13 protein-coding genes are annotated in these 19,556 nt (G+C 61.0%); 2 read left to right on the top strand and 11 right to left on the bottom strand.

Features of this window, described 5'->3' with window-relative positions; translation table 11 throughout:
- Positions 1 to 109: 109 nt before the first annotated feature.
- The 11 genes from ACFCU0_RS02225 to fbp form a co-directional block, all read right to left on the bottom strand.
- Positions 110 to 2,044 carry a DNA gyrase/topoisomerase IV subunit B gene (locus ACFCU0_RS02225; RefSeq protein ID WP_434972030.1) on the bottom strand — a complete coding sequence of 645 codons (1,935 nt, stop codon included), beginning with the start codon at positions 2,042 to 2,044 and terminating at the stop codon, positions 110 to 112.
- A gap of 70 nt (positions 2,045 to 2,114) precedes the next feature.
- Positions 2,115 to 4,484, bottom strand: a complete 2,370-nt coding sequence (locus ACFCU0_RS02220) for a DNA gyrase/topoisomerase IV subunit A (RefSeq protein WP_434972029.1) — start codon at positions 4,482 to 4,484, stop codon at positions 2,115 to 2,117.
- A 340-nt stretch (positions 4,485 to 4,824) separates the two neighbouring features.
- A complete protein-coding gene (locus ACFCU0_RS02215) occupies positions 4,825 to 5,472 on the bottom strand; it encodes an AlbA family DNA-binding domain-containing protein (RefSeq protein ID WP_434972028.1) in 648 nt (215 codons plus the stop codon).
- Positions 5,473 to 5,572: 100 nt separating this feature from the next.
- Positions 5,573 to 6,607 (bottom strand): NAD(P)H-dependent glycerol-3-phosphate dehydrogenase, encoded by a 1,035-nt coding sequence (locus ACFCU0_RS02210; RefSeq protein ID WP_434972027.1) that lies wholly within the window; start codon positions 6,605 to 6,607, stop codon positions 5,573 to 5,575.
- A 126-nt stretch (positions 6,608 to 6,733) separates the two neighbouring features.
- Positions 6,734 to 7,417 carry a glycerol-3-phosphate 1-O-acyltransferase PlsY gene (gene plsY / locus ACFCU0_RS02205; protein ID WP_434972026.1) on the bottom strand — a complete coding sequence of 228 codons (684 nt, stop codon included), beginning with the start codon at positions 7,415 to 7,417 and terminating at the stop codon, positions 6,734 to 6,736.
- 260 nt (positions 7,418 to 7,677) lie between these two features.
- Positions 7,678 to 8,685: a phosphoribosylformylglycinamidine cyclo-ligase gene (gene purM, locus ACFCU0_RS02200; RefSeq protein ID WP_434972025.1), complete on the bottom strand. Its 1,008-nt coding sequence runs from the start codon at positions 8,683 to 8,685 to the stop codon at positions 7,678 to 7,680.
- A 161-nt stretch (positions 8,686 to 8,846) separates the two neighbouring features.
- Positions 8,847 to 9,680: a squalene/phytoene synthase family protein gene (locus ACFCU0_RS02195; RefSeq protein WP_434972024.1), complete on the bottom strand. Its 834-nt coding sequence runs from the start codon at positions 9,678 to 9,680 to the stop codon at positions 8,847 to 8,849.
- Positions 9,681 to 10,304: 624 nt separating this feature from the next.
- Positions 10,305 to 12,266, bottom strand: coding sequence for an aconitate hydratase (locus ACFCU0_RS02190; RefSeq protein ID WP_434972023.1), 1,962 nt, complete (start codon positions 12,264 to 12,266; stop codon positions 10,305 to 10,307).
- Between the two features lie 345 nt (positions 12,267 to 12,611).
- The gene (locus ACFCU0_RS02185) at positions 12,612 to 13,397 is read right to left on the bottom strand and encodes an enoyl-CoA hydratase/isomerase family protein (RefSeq protein WP_434972022.1); all 786 of its coding nucleotides are present in this window, start codon (positions 13,395 to 13,397) and stop codon (positions 12,612 to 12,614) included.
- A gap of 165 nt (positions 13,398 to 13,562) precedes the next feature.
- Positions 13,563 to 14,327: a hypothetical protein gene (locus tag ACFCU0_RS02180; RefSeq protein ID WP_434972021.1), complete on the bottom strand. Its 765-nt coding sequence runs from the start codon at positions 14,325 to 14,327 to the stop codon at positions 13,563 to 13,565.
- A gap of 129 nt (positions 14,328 to 14,456) precedes the next feature.
- Positions 14,457 to 15,512 carry a class 1 fructose-bisphosphatase gene (fbp, locus tag ACFCU0_RS02175; RefSeq protein WP_434972020.1) on the bottom strand — a complete coding sequence of 352 codons (1,056 nt, stop codon included), beginning with the start codon at positions 15,510 to 15,512 and terminating at the stop codon, positions 14,457 to 14,459.
- A gap of 653 nt (positions 15,513 to 16,165) precedes the next feature.
- On the opposite strand from fbp, the gene glpK reads away from it, so the two are divergent.
- Together glpK and ACFCU0_RS02165 are read left to right on the top strand one after the other, a co-directional pair.
- Positions 16,166 to 17,707, top strand: a complete 1,542-nt coding sequence (glpK, locus tag ACFCU0_RS02170; protein WP_434972019.1) for a glycerol kinase GlpK — start codon at positions 16,166 to 16,168, stop codon at positions 17,705 to 17,707.
- Between the two features lie 107 nt (positions 17,708 to 17,814).
- Positions 17,815 to 19,413, top strand: a complete 1,599-nt coding sequence (locus tag ACFCU0_RS02165; protein ID WP_434972018.1) for an FAD-dependent oxidoreductase — start codon at positions 17,815 to 17,817, stop codon at positions 19,411 to 19,413.
- The last annotated feature ends 143 nt before the right edge of the window (positions 19,414 to 19,556 follow it).

The raw sequence follows: 19,556 nt of genomic DNA, 5'->3' as shown, positions 1-19,556 counted from the left end.
GCTTCCGATTTGCCGGCGATGCCCGCCGTGCAGTCAGGATCGTCGTGCTCCGGAGCGCAGTCAGGTAGAACACCCGACTGCGGGCTAAGACCGAGTACGATGCTCGATGCTACACGTCAAGTTCGTCTGCCTCGGCGGCGTGCTTCATGATGAACTCGAACCGGGCGGACGTGTCGCGCCCCATCAGGTCGTCCATCGTCTGCTGTGTCACGTGCCGCTTGTCATCCGGGATCGAAACCTGTAGTAGCCGCCGCTTCTCCGGGTCGAGCGTCGTCTTTTTGAGTGTTTTCGGCATCATTTCGCCGAGACCCTTAAATCGTTGAATATCGATTTTCAGATTCCGGCCGTCGGCCTGGGCGTTCTCCAGAATGCGCTCCTTATCAGGATCGTCGAGCGCCCAGTACGTGTCGCTTCCCGCGTCAATCCGGTACAGTGGTGGCTGCGCAATGTACACGTATCCGCCGTTGATCAGGGCGGGCATGTAGTTATAGAAAAACGTCAGCAGCAGCGTCGCGATGTGGTGACCGTCGGAGTCGGCATCCATGAGCAGGATGATCTTATGATACCGGAGAGCCGACAGGTCGAACCCGTCCCCGAGCCCACAGCCGAGCGCCTGTACGATGTTCGACAGCTCGTTATTGTTGCTGACGCGTTTGGCGTTTGCCTGGTGGGCGTTCAGCACCTTACCCCGCAGCGGCAGAACCGCCTGGGTGGCACGATCGCGTCCCTGTTTCGCGGATCCACCGGCGGAGTCGCCCTCAACGATGAACAGTTCGCATTCCTGCGGTGTCGACGACGAGCAGTCGGCAAGCTTCCCCGGCAGATTGAGCCGGCGCTTCGTACTCGTTCCCCGTGCCCGACTCGCAGCCGAGCGGCTGGCACGTCGTGCCTTCGCGGCCTGAATGACACGCGTCGCGATAGCTTCGCCGGTCGACGGATGGGCATTGAGATACTGCTCCAGTTCCCGGCGTAGCGTGCCCGAGACCAGCGACCGAACACTGGGGTTGTTGAGCTTATCTTTGGTCTGGCCCTGGAACTGCGGGTCGACGTGGAAGAGATTCACGATCGCAACGAGACCTTCCCGCGTGTCATCCGCCGTCACGTCGAGACGGTGCGGGACGAGATCGTGCGTATCCATGTACGACCGGATCACGCTCCGGATTGCGCTCCGGAGCCCCTGCTCGTGGGTGCCACCGTCCTGTGTCGGTATACCGTTGACGAACGTTCGGATTTGCTCCTTTGGCGCATCGGTCCACTGCAGAGAAATCTCCAATCGACCCTCGCCTTCCAGGTCGTCCTCCTCCAGCGTAAAGATATCTTCGTGGATCGGGTGGACCTGCAGGCTCTCCACGATGTGCTCGAGGTACTCCGCTACGCCTCCTTCGTGGACAAATTCATACGACTCCCCTTCCTGGTCGTCGTGAAAAACGATCTTCAGACCCCGATTGAGATACGTCTTGACCTCAAGCGTCTCGCGGATCTGCAGTGCGTTGAAGTCGACCGTTTCGAAGATGTCGGAATCCGGGCGGAAGAAAATGGTCGTGCCGGTTCCCCGCGTGCGGTCCTTCGTGACCTCCAGTTCGGTCACGGGCGTCCCGCGCTGAAAACGCTGTTCGTATTCCTTCTGATCACGCCGAACGGTGGCGACCATCTCCTCGGAGAGAGCGTTCACCACCGATGCCCCAACGCCGTGCAGACCGCCCGAAGTGATGTAGTTGGACCCATCGAATTTGCCCCCGGCGTGAAGGGTGGTGAGAATCACCTGGAGGGCCGGCACGCCCTTGTCGGGGTGCATATCGACAGGAATGCCGCGGCCATCATCCTTCACCGTGATGCTGCGACCGTCTGCGTGCAATCGCACATCGATCTGGGACGCGTAGCCGTTCGTCGCTTCGTCGACGGCGTTGTCCACGATCTCCCAGAGAAGATGATGCAAACCGGGGGCACCGGTCCCGCCGATGTACATGCCCGGCCGCTTTCGCACCGGTTCGAGGCCCTCGAGGACCTGGATATCTTTTCCCGTGTACGTAGTGGTATCTGCCATGCGTTCGTGCTACAAAAGGCTGGATGCAAAGGGGGGTGCAACTGCTTCCGAGGGAGACCCGGTCCGGAGTTTACGAATCGGGAAACGATTCTTCGACGGGCTCCATGAACACCTGCGCGAAATACCCTCGCTTGATGACCAATGCTCCTTTAGCCCCGCGGCTTGTGACGTCGAACTTCGTCGTCCGGATGGTTTCTTCGCGGCCGTTGTTGGTTTCGACCCGTAGACCCTCTCGCGCCATGTCACTCAGGGTGAACCCGAGGACCCGGTCGCCGTCGTCCAGTCGGATCGCGATCACGCCCTTGGCAGCGCCTTTGTAAACGCTGATCTGGTGCACCGGGAAGATGAGGGCTCGTCCCTGGTGAGAGGCAAGGCAGACGTTCTCATGTCCCCGGGCGATCATGGCACGAACGACCTGGTCTCCATCCTCCAGTCGGGCGTACATGCGTCCGGTTCGGGTCGACGGATCGGTGTAGCCTTCGATGGTGAAGCGGATCGCCTGGCCCATCTTGGTAATGGCCACGACGTACGGATCGCCGTCGTAATCCGCTTCGTCCGCGGTGCCATTCGTGAACATGTCCGCCTGCGTCTCGACATCTGGAGGTACGGCTCCCGGAAGAACGCGATCGTCGAACGAGATCACGCCAACCACGCGCTCCTTGTCTTCAAATGCGAACAGCTTCTGTACGGGATCGCCGTAGCCCGTCGTGCTCGGGATTTCGTCAACCCGCGTGGTGTAGCAGGTGCCGAAGTTGGTGAAGAAGCCAACGGTAGCTCGCGTTGAAGCCGGTAGGACCCATCCCACCTCGTCACCGTCCCGGACGCGAATACTATCGATATCGGTGTACGAACCCTGTCGTTTCACCCACCCGTCGCGGGTCACCATGACGAAGACGTCCTCGTCGATAATATAGTCTTCTTCCGTGTACTCGATCGCCGCATCCGGCCCCGCGATCTCCGACCGGCGCTCGTCTGCAAAGGCGTCTTTCACGTCGCGAAGCTCGTCCCGGATCAGCGTCCATCGGGCGTCCTCGTCGCCAAGCAGTCCACGAATTCGTTCCGCTTCCGCTCGCTTTTCGTCCAGTTCCTCGCGGATGGCGTCGATCTCCATCTGGGACAGCTTGTAGAGCTTCGTCTCGAGGATCGCTTCCGTCTGATCGTCGTCCAGATCGAAGCGATGCATTAGGCGCTGCGCGGCGTCCTTCTTGTTCTTGGACGAACGGATCAGCTTGATCGCCTCGTCCAGGGCGTCGAAAATGATTTCGAAGCCCTCAAGCAGGTGGATTCGCTTCTCGAGCTGCTCGAGTTCGTACTCGAGACGTCGCGTCACCACGTCCATGCGGAAGTCGAGGAAGTGGCGCAGGATCTCGTACAGGTCGACCTGCCGCGGAGCGCCGACCTCTGCGTTCTCCGTTGGTACGAGGCACGTCAGGTTCACGTGGAAGCGGTGCTGGAGCTTCGTGTGCTTAAACAGGTAGGCCAGCGCCGCCTGGGCATCGGATCCTCGCTTCAGCTCCAGGACGATCCGGACGTCGTCAGTGGATTCGTCGCGGATGTTCGAAAGCTGCGGCACGTTTTCGTCCGCGATGTGATCGGCGATCTCCTCCACGATCTTGCTTTTGTCGACGCCGTAGGGCACCGACGTGATGATCGCCCGGGTCTTGCCCTGCATTTCGTAGGCTCCGCGCATCTCCACGGTACCCCGACCCGTCTCGTAGATGTCGAGAAGCTCTTCCGGCGTGTTCAGAATGCGCCCACCGGTTGGAAAATCGGGGCCTGAGATGAAGTTCTCGACGAGTGTCGAGATACGTGCGTTGGGCGACTTGATCATGTATAGGCAGGCGTCGATCACCTCGCCGAGGTTGTGCGGCGGGATGTTCGTTGCCATACCGACAGCGATGCCGCTTGCGCCGTTGACAAGCAGATTCGGAACCTTGGACGGAAGCACGACCGGCTCGAACAACGTACCGTCGAACGTAGGCCGAAAATCGACCGTTTTCTTTCGGATCTCGTCCAGCATTTCCATCGCCAGCGGTCGGAGCTTCGCCTCCGTATACCGCATCGCTGCGGGATTGTCACCGTCGAGCGATCCGAAGTTGCCGTGCCCGTCGACCAGCGGTGCTCGGAGCGAGAAGTCCTGGGCCATCCGAACCATGGCATCGTAGATGGCGCTGTCGCCGTGCGGATGGTATTTCCCCATCACCTCTCCGACGACTGTAGCGCTTTTCCGGTGCCGCTTCTCCGGGTACAGGCGAAGGTTTTGATACATGCCGTACAAGATCCGCCGCTGCACAGGCTTGAGACCGTCGCGGATGTCCGGCAGCGCCCGGCTCGTAATCACCGAGAGTGCATAGTTCAGGTACCGCTTCTCGGCGGTCTCGTGGAGCGGGATGCTCTTGATGCGTTCGCTGCCGTTCGCTGTGTCGTGTTCAGTTGCCATGAGTGGGGTTCAATAACGGATGATGCTGCAGGCACACATAGTTTACTCACGTGCTCGAAAAGATACAAGCAGCGGACCGTGGGCGCGAGCGCTCCGCTCCTGCTCCCTCGGGATTGGGCGGATGTTCGTTTTCTAATAACGCGAGTACCCCTCGTTAGCCGGTGAGAAAATCCTCGACTGTATGGGTATCATAGAGACGTCGGGTATCGCGAGGAAATAGGTGATCAGCGGCTATATTCCGGGCATCTGTCGGTGTTAGCTTGTTTTAATATTATAGATGATTGTAATACAATAACGGTTATACATGTTCTTGCTGCCAAATATCGGTCGGCTACCGGGCTTAGTACGCAAGCGTGAAGTAATCCTCTTTTCGATCTGCATGTAGTCGGAGCAGGTTGGCCTTCGACAGGCGCACCAGCGTCGCGGACGCACGCTCGGTCGAAATATCGGCCAGCTTGGCGTACTCCCCCACCGTGATCCGACCGTAGTCGTCGAGGTAGCGCATGAGAAGCGATTCGGCCTCGCCAAACTCGAACGTGACGCCATTGACGGCCTTCGCCGACTCCATCATTTCAACAGACTCCTCGCTCGCCTCGACGCTCATGTCTTCGACCCGGACGTAGGCCGTGCCGTCTCCCGCCGGGTCATCGTCCCCGACCAGCTGATGCGGTTTCTGATCGCTCTCCGGCACCGTCACGAGGATCACGTCCCGCCGCGGTGCCACGACGATCCGCTCCGTACGGATGTCCACAACGGGCTGCGTTCGGCGCTCGATCGCACGCCGAAGCAGAAACTCCTGCTCGGACGCGTCATCCAGACCCGTGATCTCCCCGTCGTCATCAACTCCGACCAGAATACGGCCACCTTGCGTATTGGCGAGCGCGATGACCTCTTTCGCGATCCGTTCGTCGCGCGGTACACGCCGCTTGAACTCGAGACTGATGCCTTCGCCAAGCGAGACGAGCTGCTTCAATTCTCGTAGAGTCATGGAATCTCTTGCGTTGACGTGGCGAACAGACCGGCATTCTGCAGACGGCGAAAATGACCGGAGCGTCGGTACCGCGAACGGCCCTCTGCGCTCGGCCGCTCTATGATTCTTGCAGCACCTCAGGCAGCCAGTTTTCCCGTTTGGCACTCCGCGTCATTAGCTTCTCCATCATTTCGTGCGGGCGTCGCCCCTCGAAGAGCACGGCGTACACAGCCTCCGTGATCGGCATCTCAATGTGATGGCGCTCGGCCAAATCATGAATGGAGCGCGTCGTTTTGACGCCCTCCGCCACCATGTGCATGCTACCGAGCGCTTCATCGAGCGTCTTTCCCGACCCGATTTGCTCGCCGAGGCCGCGGTTGCGACTGTGACGGCTCATACAGGTTACGACCAAGTCGCCAATCCCGGCCAATCCGGCAAAGGTCATGGCGTCGGCTCCCAGCGCGAGTCCAAGGCGCTTAATCTCTGCAATCCCGCGCGTGACCAGGGCTGCTTTGGCGTTGTCGCCGTACCCGACCCCATCACTGATCCCGGCAGCGATGGCGAGCACGTTCTTCGCGGACCCGCCGATCTCTACCCCGATGACGTCGGTGTTCGCGTAGACGCGGAGCCGATCCGTCATGAAGGCCTCCTGAACCGATTCAGCTACGGATGAAGCATGCGCCGCAGCGACGACGGTGGTCGGCCGACCTTCAGCAACCTCTTCGGCATGACTCGGACCATAGAGCACACCGATCCGCTCCCGGTCCAGCGGTGGCACAAGAACGTCCTCCAGAACCTGAGACATGGTCATCAGGGTATCGTTCTCGATTCCCTTCGCGAGCGACACCGCGATCACGTCGGGCCGGAGGTACGGGCGAAGCCGTGACACAAACGAGCGCACCTGCTGCGATGGGACGGCAATCGCCCACATGTCGGACGCCATTGCCGCTTCTTCCAGATCGGACGTGACCTGGACGAGCGGCGGCAGGGCGATGCCGGGAAGATACTCCTGGTTTCGACGCGTATCCGACAATTCAGACGCCTGTTCATCGCGCCGCGCCCAGAGGGTGACGGAGCGGCCGGACTGAGCGAGGTGAACGGCCAGGGCGGTCCCCCAGCTTCCCGCTCCGAAGATTGAGATGGGTGCAGACATCAAACGGTGTGGATGAGAAAAGGGCCTGTGCAGCGCGTCGCCGCGGAGGAGCCGACGGGTCCTGGGCGTTGAATCGACGAATCGCCAGGAAGCGGAAGACGGCGCGATCGGATCGTGGAAGCGACATCAGATTTCGCCGCGACCGCGCATCCCTTCCGCCGGCTTGAACGAGGACACGCGGTTCTCATTGCCTGCTATGAGGCGACGGATGTTTGACTGGTGCGCGACAACGATCGCAACTCCAACGACGATGCCGAAGATGAGCAGACTGGCCGTAAGGTCGGCGTCGAACACATACTTCCGGACGGCGACGATGGTCGGAAAGGCGATCGCGGCCAGGATGGAGCTGAGCGACACGTAGCGCGTGGTGCCCAGAACAAGCACGAAGACGAGCATGGCGAGCAGCGTCGACACCGGGGTCAGCGCCAGCAGAATGCCGGCGGCTGTGTTGACGCCCTTGCCGCCGCGGAAGCGGGCAAACACGGGAAACATATGTCCTGTCACAGCCGCCAGCCCGCAGAGAAGCGCGACGATGACCCCGGACTCGGCAGCGATCCCGAAGCTCGGAAACGCTCCAAAGGCCGCCCAGAGCGGCAGAACGCCAGCAGCAAAGGCGCCCTTCCCCATGTCCACGATGGTCGCTACAACGCCCGCCTGCCAGCCGACGACGCGGAAGGTGTTCGTCGCCCCGGCGTTCCCGCTTCCGTGCTTTCGCACGTCGATCCCGTAGAGAAGCTTGCTCGACCAGAGGCTTCCCGGAATCGAGCCCACGATGTAGCTGAGCAGCAGCACGATGACCAGCGATATCATGGGGACACCTGCAGTATGTGAATGGGAATGGCGCGCACCGGCGATCATACCCGTGGCGGTCGACGACAAATGCCCGCCGGCGGCCTGGACGATCGTATGTCCCGCCGTCAAGCGTATTTAGCGTGTACACCCGGGCGCGCGGGCGCTTGTTCCGTTTCGATGTGCACTCGCCCGGGCGCGCGAGGTGACCATCGGACGCTACACCTCAGCGGCGTTTGATCAAGTCGAGAAGTCCTGGCGTAAGCAGGTCCGATCCGTGCCTACTCGTCCTTCACGACGTGCCCGATCACGACAGGCGCCTCCCCTTCCGCTCGCAAGCGATTGACAACCGCGTCAACCTCGTCCGCCGGAAAGGTCCCCACCAGCCCGATGCCGCAGTTGAACGTTCGACGCATGTCCGACTCCGGCACGTCGCCGAGCGATTGGATCAGATTGAAGAGTGCAGGGCGATCCCATGCATCGTAGTCGACGTCCGCACGGCATCCCTCCGGCATGATTCGGCGGAGATTCCCGGGTAGCCCGCCGCCGGTGATGTGTGCGAATCCACGCGGTGTACAATCGGACTGGACCATCGTCTGGATGGGGTCCAGGTAGGAGCGGTGGACGCGAAGCAGGGCTTCTCCCACCGTCTCACCCGCCAGCTCATCGGGCGCATCATCCACGTCGAATGCGTCGAACAGGACCGTTCGAGCCAACGTGTATCCGTTCGTGTGAAGCCCGGTGGATGGAAGGCCGATCAGCACATCACCGACCTCCGTGGTCGCACCGTTCAGAATTCTGTTCTTCTCGACGACGCCGACGATACAGCCAACGAGGTCGAAATTCTCGTTTCCATAAACGTCCGGCATCTCCGCAATTTCGCCGCCGACCAGCGCGGTGCCGGTTTCCTTGCACGCTGCGGCAAACCCGCGGACGACGCTCTCGGCGACATCCGGATTCAAACGCCCGACGCCGTAATAGTCAAGGAAATACAGCGGGCGAGCGCCGCATACCGCGATGTCATTGACGCAGTGGTTGACGAGGTCCTGCCCGACGGTATCAAACCGCCCCGCCCGGACGGCGACCTTCACCTTGGTGCCCACACCGTCGATTGACGACACGAGGACCGGCTTGTCGTATGCACTCGCATCGAGTTCCACATAGGAGCCGAAGCTGCCAATCCCGGCAAGAACGCCCGGGGTGAAGGTTTCCTGTACGATGGGCTTAATGCGATCAACGGCGTCATCACCGGCATCGACGTCGACGCCGGACTCTTTATACGTGGTCATGATTCGGCAGGGATAGGCTTCGGCGAAAGACGGGAACGAGCGGTACGTCACATGGACACCATCAACTTGCGGCGTGCAGAACGGACGCGCAACCGCCGGGGTCGCAGCACGTCGCGATTTCGCGCAAAAACGAAGAGAGCGCCATCGAGCGGAATGCCGTGCTACGCGGTTGTCGACCGCCCGAAAACCGTCAGCAGATAGACCTGCATTTTGCGGTAGACAGACAGTTCAACCGGTTCGCTCCAGACGTCAAAGTCGCGCCGTTCGATTTCATTCAGGACCTCAAGACTGCCGTACCACCATCGCTTCAGGGTCAGTCGACGTCGAAGTCCGAGGTCTTTCAGAATCGGTTCACCCTGCCCGAAGGCGTCTCGGATGCGGATGCTGTGCTTCCAAAGCACGCGACGGACCCCTTCATTCACGTCCCCGTCCCGTAGCTCTGACAGATGAACGTCATTCTGCTTCAAGTCCGTCACCGGTATGAACAGCTGGCCCTGTTTCACGTCATGCGGCAGGGTCAGAAATCGAGCGAGAAAGAAAAAGCCGCGCGCGAGTTCGTCCACGCGTTTCACCATCCACCCGTAGTCAACCCCAGCTAGCGACGCAAGCAAACGAGCATGCGGGATGGCCCACTGGCGGGCGAAGTCTTCGAGCTCTGATGCCGTCCGAAACCGCACGGATCCCTGCAGATGACGCGATGCCCGCACCTGAGCAGCGAGGAGTTCGGGGTCGAGGTCGTGTCGATCAACGGCCTGATACGCCGGTCGCCAGACGGACTCGCGCACGGTTCGGAGCGGTTCGGCATTTCGTGCCCGTTCATACTCATCCGCAAAATACGCTTCGACTGATGAGACTGTCCCGTCGCCCCCCACAGGAAGGGGCCGGGCAAGCGCCGAATGCCATTCCCAGAGCGCCTTTGCCGACGAGGATTCGGAGCGCGACCACTCCGAATAGAAAGGGCGTGGCAGGTCGGCCGTGCTCGTCGTGTTCGGCATGAGAAGGCGTGATGAGGCGAGATCAGATGGTTCGGAGCGTTGGGTGCAGCAAAACCGGCGGGTTGAGGCCGGCGCACATCCTTCACTGTGACTGTAAGCACCGGGGCCGCTGGATGGCACCGACGGTCACGCTGTCCTTTCGTGCATCGAACCGTTGCGGTCGTCAATGACGTCGTCCTCGGATGCTTCGAGGGGTGGAATGCTGGATCCAGGATTGGGAAAAGACGAAACCAACACGGTCTCAGAGATCGAGACCGGATACCCCGCGTTGCTCACTTCCCAGCAGTCGTGAACCACCCGGTGCGGGATGGGTCGGTGGGCGTTTCGTCGTACAGGTCGCTGGACCGATGCGTGTCCATCGGCCTGTCCACCACGATAAGGTAGAAAGACCGTTCCCGCAGGACCAGGCATACGCTGCATGGATGTCGTTACATATTCTATGTCACAGGGGGATCTTCCGGCGGCGGACCAGACGGCTTACTTGCGGTGTGCACGATATGTAGTTTTGCTCTTTTATTGCAATAACGGATATACCATTGGGGTCGTCATTCTTGTTCTCTAACAGGCAGGCGGCGAGCCCCGGAAAGGACTCGCCGCCGAACAACCTGTCATGTTAGACCAGAATCACACCGTGGCGAATTCTTTCTTGACCACGCCGATCTGGCTACCTTCCAGGACCATCTGTAGCTCGCGGTCGGAGAGGTCGTGCTCGAGGACGTAGGTCTCATCCTTGTCCTGATTGTAGACCTCGACCTCCGCCCCCTCCCGGATCGTATCGCGAAGATCGTCCAGGACGAGCGTATCGCCCTGCTCGATGCTGTCGTAGGCGTCGTCGCTCGTAAACTTGAGCGGGAGAATCCCGAAGTTCGCGAGGTTCTGCCGATGGATCCGGGCGAAGCTTTTCACCAGCTTAACGCGCGTCCCGAGCCAGCGCGGAGCGAGCGCGGCGTGCTCACGGCTCGATCCCTGACCGTAATTCGTTCCGGCCACGATCGCATGACCCGTCTCGCGCACGTCCTGGCTGCGTTCGAAGAACGTTTCGTCGACCTGCTCGAAGACGAACTCCGAGATCTTGGGAATATTTGACCGGTACGGTAGAATACGCGATCCGGCCGGCATAATTTCATCCGTCGAGATGTCGTCGCCCATCTTGAGCAGCACCGGAAGCTCGAGTCGGTCGGGCAGTGAATCGAATCCGGGCAGGGACACCACGTTCGGGCCCTTCTCGAGCTCCAGACCGGCCGCTTCCTCCTCGGACACGGGCGCGACGAGCTGATCCGTGTTAATTGTGATATTCTCCGGTTCCTTCGCGTTTGGATAAGACATGCCGTACAGGTCCTCCAGATCCCGTGGATCGGTGATCTTGCCCGTCAGTGCCGACGCGGCGGCCGTTTCGGGGCTTACGAGGTATACGGCGTCTTCCTTCGTTCCGGAGCGGCCCGGGAAGTTACGTGGAACGGTGCGGACGGAAATCTGCCCCGTCGCCGGCGCCTGCCCCATGCCGATGCACCCGTTGCATCCGGCCTGGTGAATCCGTGCACCGGCGCGCGTGAGCATCTGCAGGTGCCCGGAGTTCATCAGGTTCTCCAGGATCTGACGTGAGGTCGGGTTGACGTCGAAGCTGACGCGGTCGTGTACCTGGCGTCCGTCGACGATCTCCGCAGCGGAGGCGAAGTCGCGGAAGCCGGGATTGGCCGATGACCCGACGTAGCTCTGGTAGATCTCTTGTCCTTCGACCTCGCGCACCGGGACCACGTTGCCGGGGCTGCTTGGCTTCGCGATCATCGGCACGAGTTCGGACAGGTCTATCTCCTCGTGCACGTCGTATTCGGCGTCCGGGTCGGCCTTCAGTTCCGTCCAGTCGTCCGCACGACCCTGCGACCGGAGGAAACGCTTCACCTCCTGGTCTGACGGGAAGACCGTACTGGTTGCACCCAGCTCGGTGCCCATATTCGCGATCACGTGGCGGTCCATGCAGCTCAGGCTGTCGAGGCCCGGGCCGTAGTATTCGATGATCCGACCCACACCGCCGTCAACGTCGTGGCGCTGCAGCATCGTTAGAATGACATCCTTGGCACTGACCCAGTCGGGCAGTTCGCCTGTCAGCTTCACCCCCCAGACTTCCGGCATCCGGATGGTGTACGGCTTGCCGGCCATGGCCATCGCCACGTCGAGCCCGCCTGCGCCAATAGCCAGCATGCCGATCGCGCCCGCCGCCGGTGTGTGGCTGTCCGAGCCGATAAGCGTTTTGCCCGGCTTGCCAAAGCGTTCCTGGTGAACCGGGTGGCTGACGCCGTTGCCGGGACGGCTGTAGTGAACGCCGAATTTCTTGCAGGCGCTCCGCAGAAATAAATGGTCGTCCGGGTTTTTGTAATCCGACTGGATCAGGTTGTGGTCGACGTATTGCGCCGACAGCTCGGTCTGAACGCGGGGAATACCCATCGCTTCGAACTCGAGCATCACCATCGTGCCCGTCGCATCCTGCGTCAGGGTCTGGTCCATTTTCAACTTGATCTCCTCTCCCTGGCTCATCGTGCCCCCTTCCAGGTGGCTGTCGATAAGCTTCTGTGCGACATTCATGCCCATGAGTGCGTGCGGTGCATTCGATGAAAGAAAGCAATGAGGGCGGAGCATTCTCGACTTGTCGCCTCCGGCGGTACGGTTATCCGCAGAAGATCTGATGCTGCGCCCGGATATTAAACGGTAGCGCTGACGCAACCGGTGCGAACATGCTCAATGAACAAAATACGCGTCCGCTTCTGTTCGGAGCAGTGCGGCCCGGTCACGTAACGTCCCACTGTCCGGCGACGCGACAGTTTGAACAAAGCCGTAACGATCACGGAAGTGGCGACGCAGAAGCGAAGATAGGCATTCCATGCAGGGCTTTTCAAACAGACGTGGTGCTACGGGCCACGCCCGGCAGGCCTTTTTCTAATCTTGTTTCCACGGGGGAGGCTCTTTGTCGAGAAAGGCCTGGATGCCGGCCTGGCAATCGTCCGTTCCGCGAGCGAAGGCGTTCATCTGGACGGCATAATCTACCGCTTCCTGTCGCCCCATGCCGGGGACCTGCGCCAGCATCTGCTTCGTCAGGGCCACGGCCGATCCGCTCGTCTCCGTTGCGATCTCTCTCGCTACGGCGTTTACCCGCTCATCGAGCTCGCTTGCGGGCACGACCTCGTTGATCAGGCCAATCGACGCCGCGTCCTCCGCGCGGACCAACCGACCGCGCAGCAAGAGGTCGCGAAGTGCCGCCTCACCAAGCTTGCGTCGCACGTAGACCATGACGATCGCTGGCACAAAGCCGATGCGGGTCTCGGTAAAGCCGAACTTCGCCCCATCGACGGCGAACGACAGATCGCACACCGCCGCAAGCCCGCAGCCACCGGCCAGGGCATGACCGTTGATCTTGGCTATGACGGGATTCTCATGCGTGTAGATCGCGTCGAACAGGCTCGCGAGATGGGCGGAATCCTCGCGGTTCTGCATCAAAGATGCATCCCGAAGCGCCTTCAACGCGGCAAGATCGGCGCCCGCCGAGAAAACCTGCCCGGCTCCGGTCAGGATCACGACCCGCACGCCCTCCTCGCCGGCGTGGGTCGCAAGGACCTGCTTCAGATCACTCACCATCTGTGCATCGATAGCGTTGCGTTTATCCGGACGGTCCAGCGTGACCGTGAGGACTTTATCATCGCGATGAACGTTGACTCGCTCGGGCATGTAGCCGGGAATCTTGTTGAAAGGAAAGGGTGCGATTCGTCACCGTCGCACCGCTCCACAGTTCCCAGCGCATCGACTCCCGGGTCGGATGAGCGAACTGGTGCAATGAGCCTGGCGGTATTATGATACGGGCCTTTGGACGAGCGGTCCCCCCGGCGATGGCCGTCACGTGAGGTAGAACCGGTAGATCGGCCAGACGTCCATCACCGTTTCCAGGCCGATCCGAACGAGGTCGGGGCCCACGTCCAGCACCCGGTCCCGACCGATACGACGACGAACCCACAGGCCCTTGCAGCGCGCCAGATCGTCGGGAAGCCCATCCATGGGCTCCTTCCTCACCGTTTTCCAGGCGCGCTCCCCGCTCCCTCCGTGTAGCGCAAAGCGCCAGCCGCCCCGGTCAATTAATGGGTTGACGAGATCCAGGTAAGTCTCCGGGGCGTCCGCGATCCGGGAGACGGCCCGGTCGAGCAGGTTTTTCACGTGCGACCCGACGTAAATGCCGACATCGAATCCGTCCGGGGACACGCGGTGCGAGATCTGGACATCCTTGAGCCGCTTCGTTTCCGGCCGGAAAAACGCCATCCACAGGTTGTCGTGACAACCGCCGGCACCAAAGTCATTCTTCAGCAAACGGCTGAACACGTGTCTCTCCGTCTCAAAATCAATCCGGTTGGGAAGCACCCAGTGAACAACGAGGTCGTCGCGATATCGGCGAAAGGGGTCCTTGAGATCGTCCGTGACACCGGGTTTCTCCTTTTTATACTGATCGATATGCGGGATGTCGCGAAGTCGATCCAGGATCCCGAATGCCGCCTGGGAGAACCCTTCGAATTTCACGTCCCACTCGTCCGGCGTCTGCATGGCATCAACCGGAACGGAGGCTGGCGGTCGCAGGGACGGCTGGGCATCGAGGAAGGGCTCGGGAGGCATGCAGGAGCAGCGAGCTACGGGAGGTCCGGGTCGGATCCTCTACACGGACAGTGAACATGCCGGGTCCCTGGACAGGCTCAACCCGACCGCACCTGACGAAATCGTGACGATCAGCGACCGGCTGCCTCTCTACACTGTGACCGACTCGGCAAGGTGACGCTCCAGTTCGCGAACCAGGGTTTGATTCCCAACGAACACGGGGACGCGCTGGTGGAGATCGTCCGGCTGGACCTCCAGGATCCGATGGGTACCAGTTGACGCGGCGCCACCAGCCTGTTCCGCGATGAAAGCGAGCGGGTTGGCCTCATACATGAGTCGGAGCTTGCCGTCCGGATTACCGGCTGACGACGGATACATGTAAATGCCACCCGTAATCAGATTCCGGTGGAAATCCGACACGAACGCCCCGATGTAGCGGAGCCTCACGGTGCGCTGCCCCGAAGCATCCGGCGTCTTCAACCAGCGAAGGTATTGCCGGAATCCGTCGGAAAAGTCTTCAATGTCCGCCTCGTTGACGGAGTACATTTTTCCGTGCTTTGGTATTTTCAGGTCCGGATGGGACAGCACGAATTCGCCGATCTCCGGATCGAGCGTAAAGCCATTCACCCCCGCGCCGGTCGTGTAGACAAACACCGTCGACGAGCCGTAGGCAACGTAGCCGGCCGCGACCTGCTCCGTGCCGGGCTGCAGCACCTCCGACAGCATGGTCGATCGGTCGGCGTCCTCATCCAACCGGTATACGCTGAAAATCGTACCGACCGACGCGTTGACGTCCGTGTTGGACGATCCGTCCAGGGGGTCGAAGTAAACGGCGTACCGCCCCACGCCATCGCCGGCCTCTCCGATCGAGATCGTATCCGGCTGCTCCTCTGAGCCGATCAGGCAGCACTCGCCACCCCGGCGGAGCGCGCGAACAAGTTCTTCGTCCGCGATCACGTCCAACTTTTTCTGGACTTCTCCCTGAACGTTGATGTCCCCGCTCGCGCCGAAGACATCCAGCAACCCGGCCCGCCGAATATTCCGGTTGATAACTTTAGCCGCGATGCTGATGTCCCGGATGAGACGGGAAAACGCGCCAGTAGAGTGCGCCTGCTCCTCCTGGTGGTCTATGATGAACTGCTCCAGCGTCATGAAGGAGCGGAGCGTACCGGACGCGGCGGGAATTTCGTACCGAGATGCCGTCATATAATCCAAGGGGGACGGGTGACCAATCCAGTGACGAGATCCGGGATGGAAGCTCGTGTAACGCATCACCACGGAACAGCGGCTCGTGCGCCTACCGGAACGTAGCGTCCTTCAACATTTCTACACGGAATGTACGGGTAATGCCGATCAAAGCGCAAGACGATGGACGCCGCTCCGAGATCGTTTCCAGCGGCCGCCTTGTGACAACGGAGTTTTTTCCATCGCATCGGGCGGAAAAAACTTGACCTTGTCCTCACAAATATGAACATTACTTAACGATTACTCCACAAAACGTGCCGACGGCGTCGCTCCACCCGACGCGGTCATGGCCATCATGCATTCGAGGCGGGCGATGCGGTGTTCGACACAGGGGCTGCGCCGGAATCTGGAAGCGCTTCGACACCCCGGCGAACCGCTCTTCGCCGTTGCTGCCCGTTCCAGCTTAATGACCCGTAGAGCACGACGGCTGCCGCCCCCGGTCTCCCGGTCGGCTCGCGTCCCCCCTGCGTCGCCGACTCCTGATCCTCAGACCGCCGTTTTTTGCCCCGCTGCATCCCCCGGCCTTCCGCCGTGATACGACCACAATCGTATCCATGCATGGCCGGGGCACACGACCCACGCCTGTTTCTCCTCACGCTACCGTCCAGGATCTCATGCAATACATTCTTGCCCTCGACCAAGGTACAACCAGTTCGCGAGCCATCCTGTTTGACCACCACGGCCAGATCCAGGCCACGGCGCAGAAGGAGTTCGAACAGATCTTTCCGAAACCGGGCCAGGTGGAGCACAACCCGAACGAAATCTGGTCTTCACAGATCGGAACGGCAGCTGAAGCCGTCAGTCGCGCGGGCATCGACGCTGCCGACGTGGCTGCGATCGGGATCACGAATCAGCGCGAAACCACCATCGTGTGGGACCGGCACACCGGAAAACCGGTCTACAACGCGATCGTGTGGCAGGACCGCCGCACGTCCGGCATCTGTGACGACCTTCGTGCCCAGGGTCACGTGGACACGTTCCGCGACAAATCCGGGCTCATTCTCGATGCCTACTTCAGCGGGACAAAGATCAAGTGGATCCTCGACAACGTCGACGGCGCCCGGAAGAAGGCCGAGGCCGGCGATCTTTGCTTCGGCACGGTCGACACGTGGCTCGTCTGGCGCATGACGCGCGGGCAGAAGCACATTACCGATGCGACTAACGCGTCGAGAACGCTGATTTACAACATCCATGAAAATGAGTGGGACGAGGAGCTGCTCGACATTTTAGACATCCCGCGGAGCATGCTCCCGGAGGTCCGATCGTGTAGCGAGGTCTACGGGACGACCGCCGGCGACATTTTCGCAGCGGAGGTGCCCATTGCCGGAATTGCTGGAGACCAGCAGGCTGCGCTCTTCGGCCAGATGTGTACCGAGCCCGGAATGGGGAAGAATACGTACGGTACGGGCGCCTTCATGGTACAGAACACGGGGACGGAAGCCGTTCGCTCGGAGAATAATTTGCTAACGACGATCGGCTACCAGGTCAACGGAGAGACCACCTACGCGCTCGAAGGCTCCATTTTTATCGCCGGCGCGGTTGTACAGTGGCTCCGCGACGGACTCAAGATTATCCGCTCCTCTCCCGAAGTCGAGGAAATGGCGAGGAAGGTTGACGACAACGGTGGATGCTACATCGTGCCCGCCTTCGCCGGCCTTGGGGCCCCGCACTGGGACCAGTACGCGCGCGGCGTCATTGCCGGCATCACGCGCGGCGTGTCGAAAGAGCATCTCTGCCGTGCCGCGATCGAGAGCATTGCGTATCAGGTGGCGGACGTGGTCGAAGCCATGGAAGCGGACTCCGGGATCGAAACCCCGGAGCTTCGCGTCGACGGCGGGGCCGCGGCCAACAACCTCCTCCTCCAGTTCCAGGCCGACATTCTCGGTGTTCCTGTCGTCCGCCCACAGACGCTCGAAACGACGGCGCTCGGCGCAGCCTACCTCGCCGGTCTCGCAGTTGGCTACTGGGACGATCTTGACAGCATTCAGTCGCAATGGCAGGTCGACCGCCGGTTTACGCCCAAGATGGACACCACCATGGTCAACGATCTCCGGTCCGGGTGGGACAAAGCACTCGAACGCGCCAAAGCATGGGAGGAGCCCGAAGGCGGCGATGCGCGAGAGAAAGAAGAAGAGTCTGCCGTCCCCGCCGAGTGATCCGGTCCCGAATCCGCATGCCTCCGGCGCTCGCGTGACATGGAGAGTCGGAGGCACTGCCTCTTCCCTATTGTTCGACGCCCCTTTACTGCTCGACCCCGATCTATATGCAACGCGATACCGGTATCCGCGCCCTGGAAGACCACGACGGCGCCTTCGATTTCATTGTCATCGGTGGTGGTGCCACCGGACTCGGCGTGGCGATCGAGGCCGCTTCGCGAGGGTACGATACGCTGCTTCTGGAAATGCACGATTTCGCGAAGGCGACGTCGAGCCGGTCCACGAAGCTGGTGCACGGTGGTGTTCGCTACCTGCAGCAGGGCAACATCTCCCTCGTTCTCGAAGCCCTGAAAGAACGAGGCCTGCTCCAGGAGAACGCGCCGCATCTTGTCACCAATCTCGCTTTCGTCGTACCGAACTATGACTGGTGGGAAGGGCCGTTCTACGGCATCGGCATGAAGGTGTACGACATGCTGGCCGGCCGGCAGAATTTCGGCCGCTCCAAGCACCTGACGCGGGAGGAAACGCTGAAGCACCTCCCAACCATCGAGCCGAAAGGTCTCCGTGGAGGTGTTATCTACTATGATGGACAGTTTGACGACGCACGCCTTGCTGTGAACATGGCGCAGACGGTCGTCGAGCAGGGCGGGATCGCACTCAATTATGTGAAGGTTACGGACCTCATCAAGAGCGATGACGGCGTCATCAACGGCGTGGTCGCGGTCGACCAAGAGAACGGCAAGGAGTATCGGCTCGACTCCAAAGTCGTTATCAACGCGACCGGGATCTTCACCGACTCCATCCGTCGAATGGACGATCCCGAAGCCCGGGACACGCTCCGACCCAGTCAGGGCGTCCATATCGTCCTTGACAAGTCGTTCCTCCCCGGGGATAGCGCGATCATGGTGCCGAAGACCGACGATGGACGCGTCCTGTTCGCGATTCCGTGGCTGAACCGGATCGTCGTCGGCACGACCGATACAGAGATCGACGGCCCCTCCATGGAGCCGGTCCCAATGCAGGAGGAACTCGACTTTTTGATCGAGCACGCGGGACGATACCTCGTGAAAGACCCGACGCCAGACGACGTTTTGAGTGCATTCGCCGGCGTTCGTCCGCTCGTCACGCGACCGGATGCGCCCGCCGGGGACACGTCGGAGATCTCGCGCGAGCACGTGCTCCACATATCCAACAACGGGCTCGTCACCATCTCCGGAGGCAAGTGGACGACCTACCGCAAGATGGCCGAAGACACCATCGATCAGGCGGCAACGCTCGCCGACGTCGAAGAGCGACCGTCCGTTACGAAGCACCTCCACATCCACGGCTGGCACGAGCATCCCGAGCAGTTCGGCGACCTGTCTCAGTACGGATCCGATGCACCTGGCGTGAAGGGCCTGATGCGAGACCGTCCGGAGCTCGCGGAAACCTTCGACGATCGGCTTCCCATCCGGAAAGCGATGGTCATCTGGGGCACGCGGCATGAGATGGCGCGCCAGGTCGAAGACATCCTTGCGCGTCGTTCCCGATCCCTCCTCCTAAACGCCCGGGCTGCTTTGGACATTGCGCCGGAGGTCGCGAAGCTCATGGCGCAAGAACTGGGCGAAGGAGACGACTGGGTGGAAGAACAAGTGCAGGCCTTTACGGAGCTCGCCCAGAATTACATGCTGGCGCCCGAGTCCACAAAGGTTCAGTCTACGACCTGATCGGCGCATCGCGACCGGTCGGTCCCCGGCGGGGCCGGCCGTTTGATCGGGCGCCCCCTCGGACGCGCTCCTTCCACTCACCGTCCGACCAATTTTCCGTCGTTATCACGCTCCTTCGTTTCGTCTCCCCGTCACTGCCTCGG

Origin of the sequence: Longibacter sp. (assembly GCF_051155795.1) — a bacterium.
Classification (GTDB): Bacteria; Bacteroidota; Rhodothermia; order Rhodothermales; family Salinibacteraceae; genus Longibacter.
The sequence above is the reverse complement of the archived record's forward strand: the minus strand, read 5'-3'. Positions and strand labels throughout refer to the sequence as shown.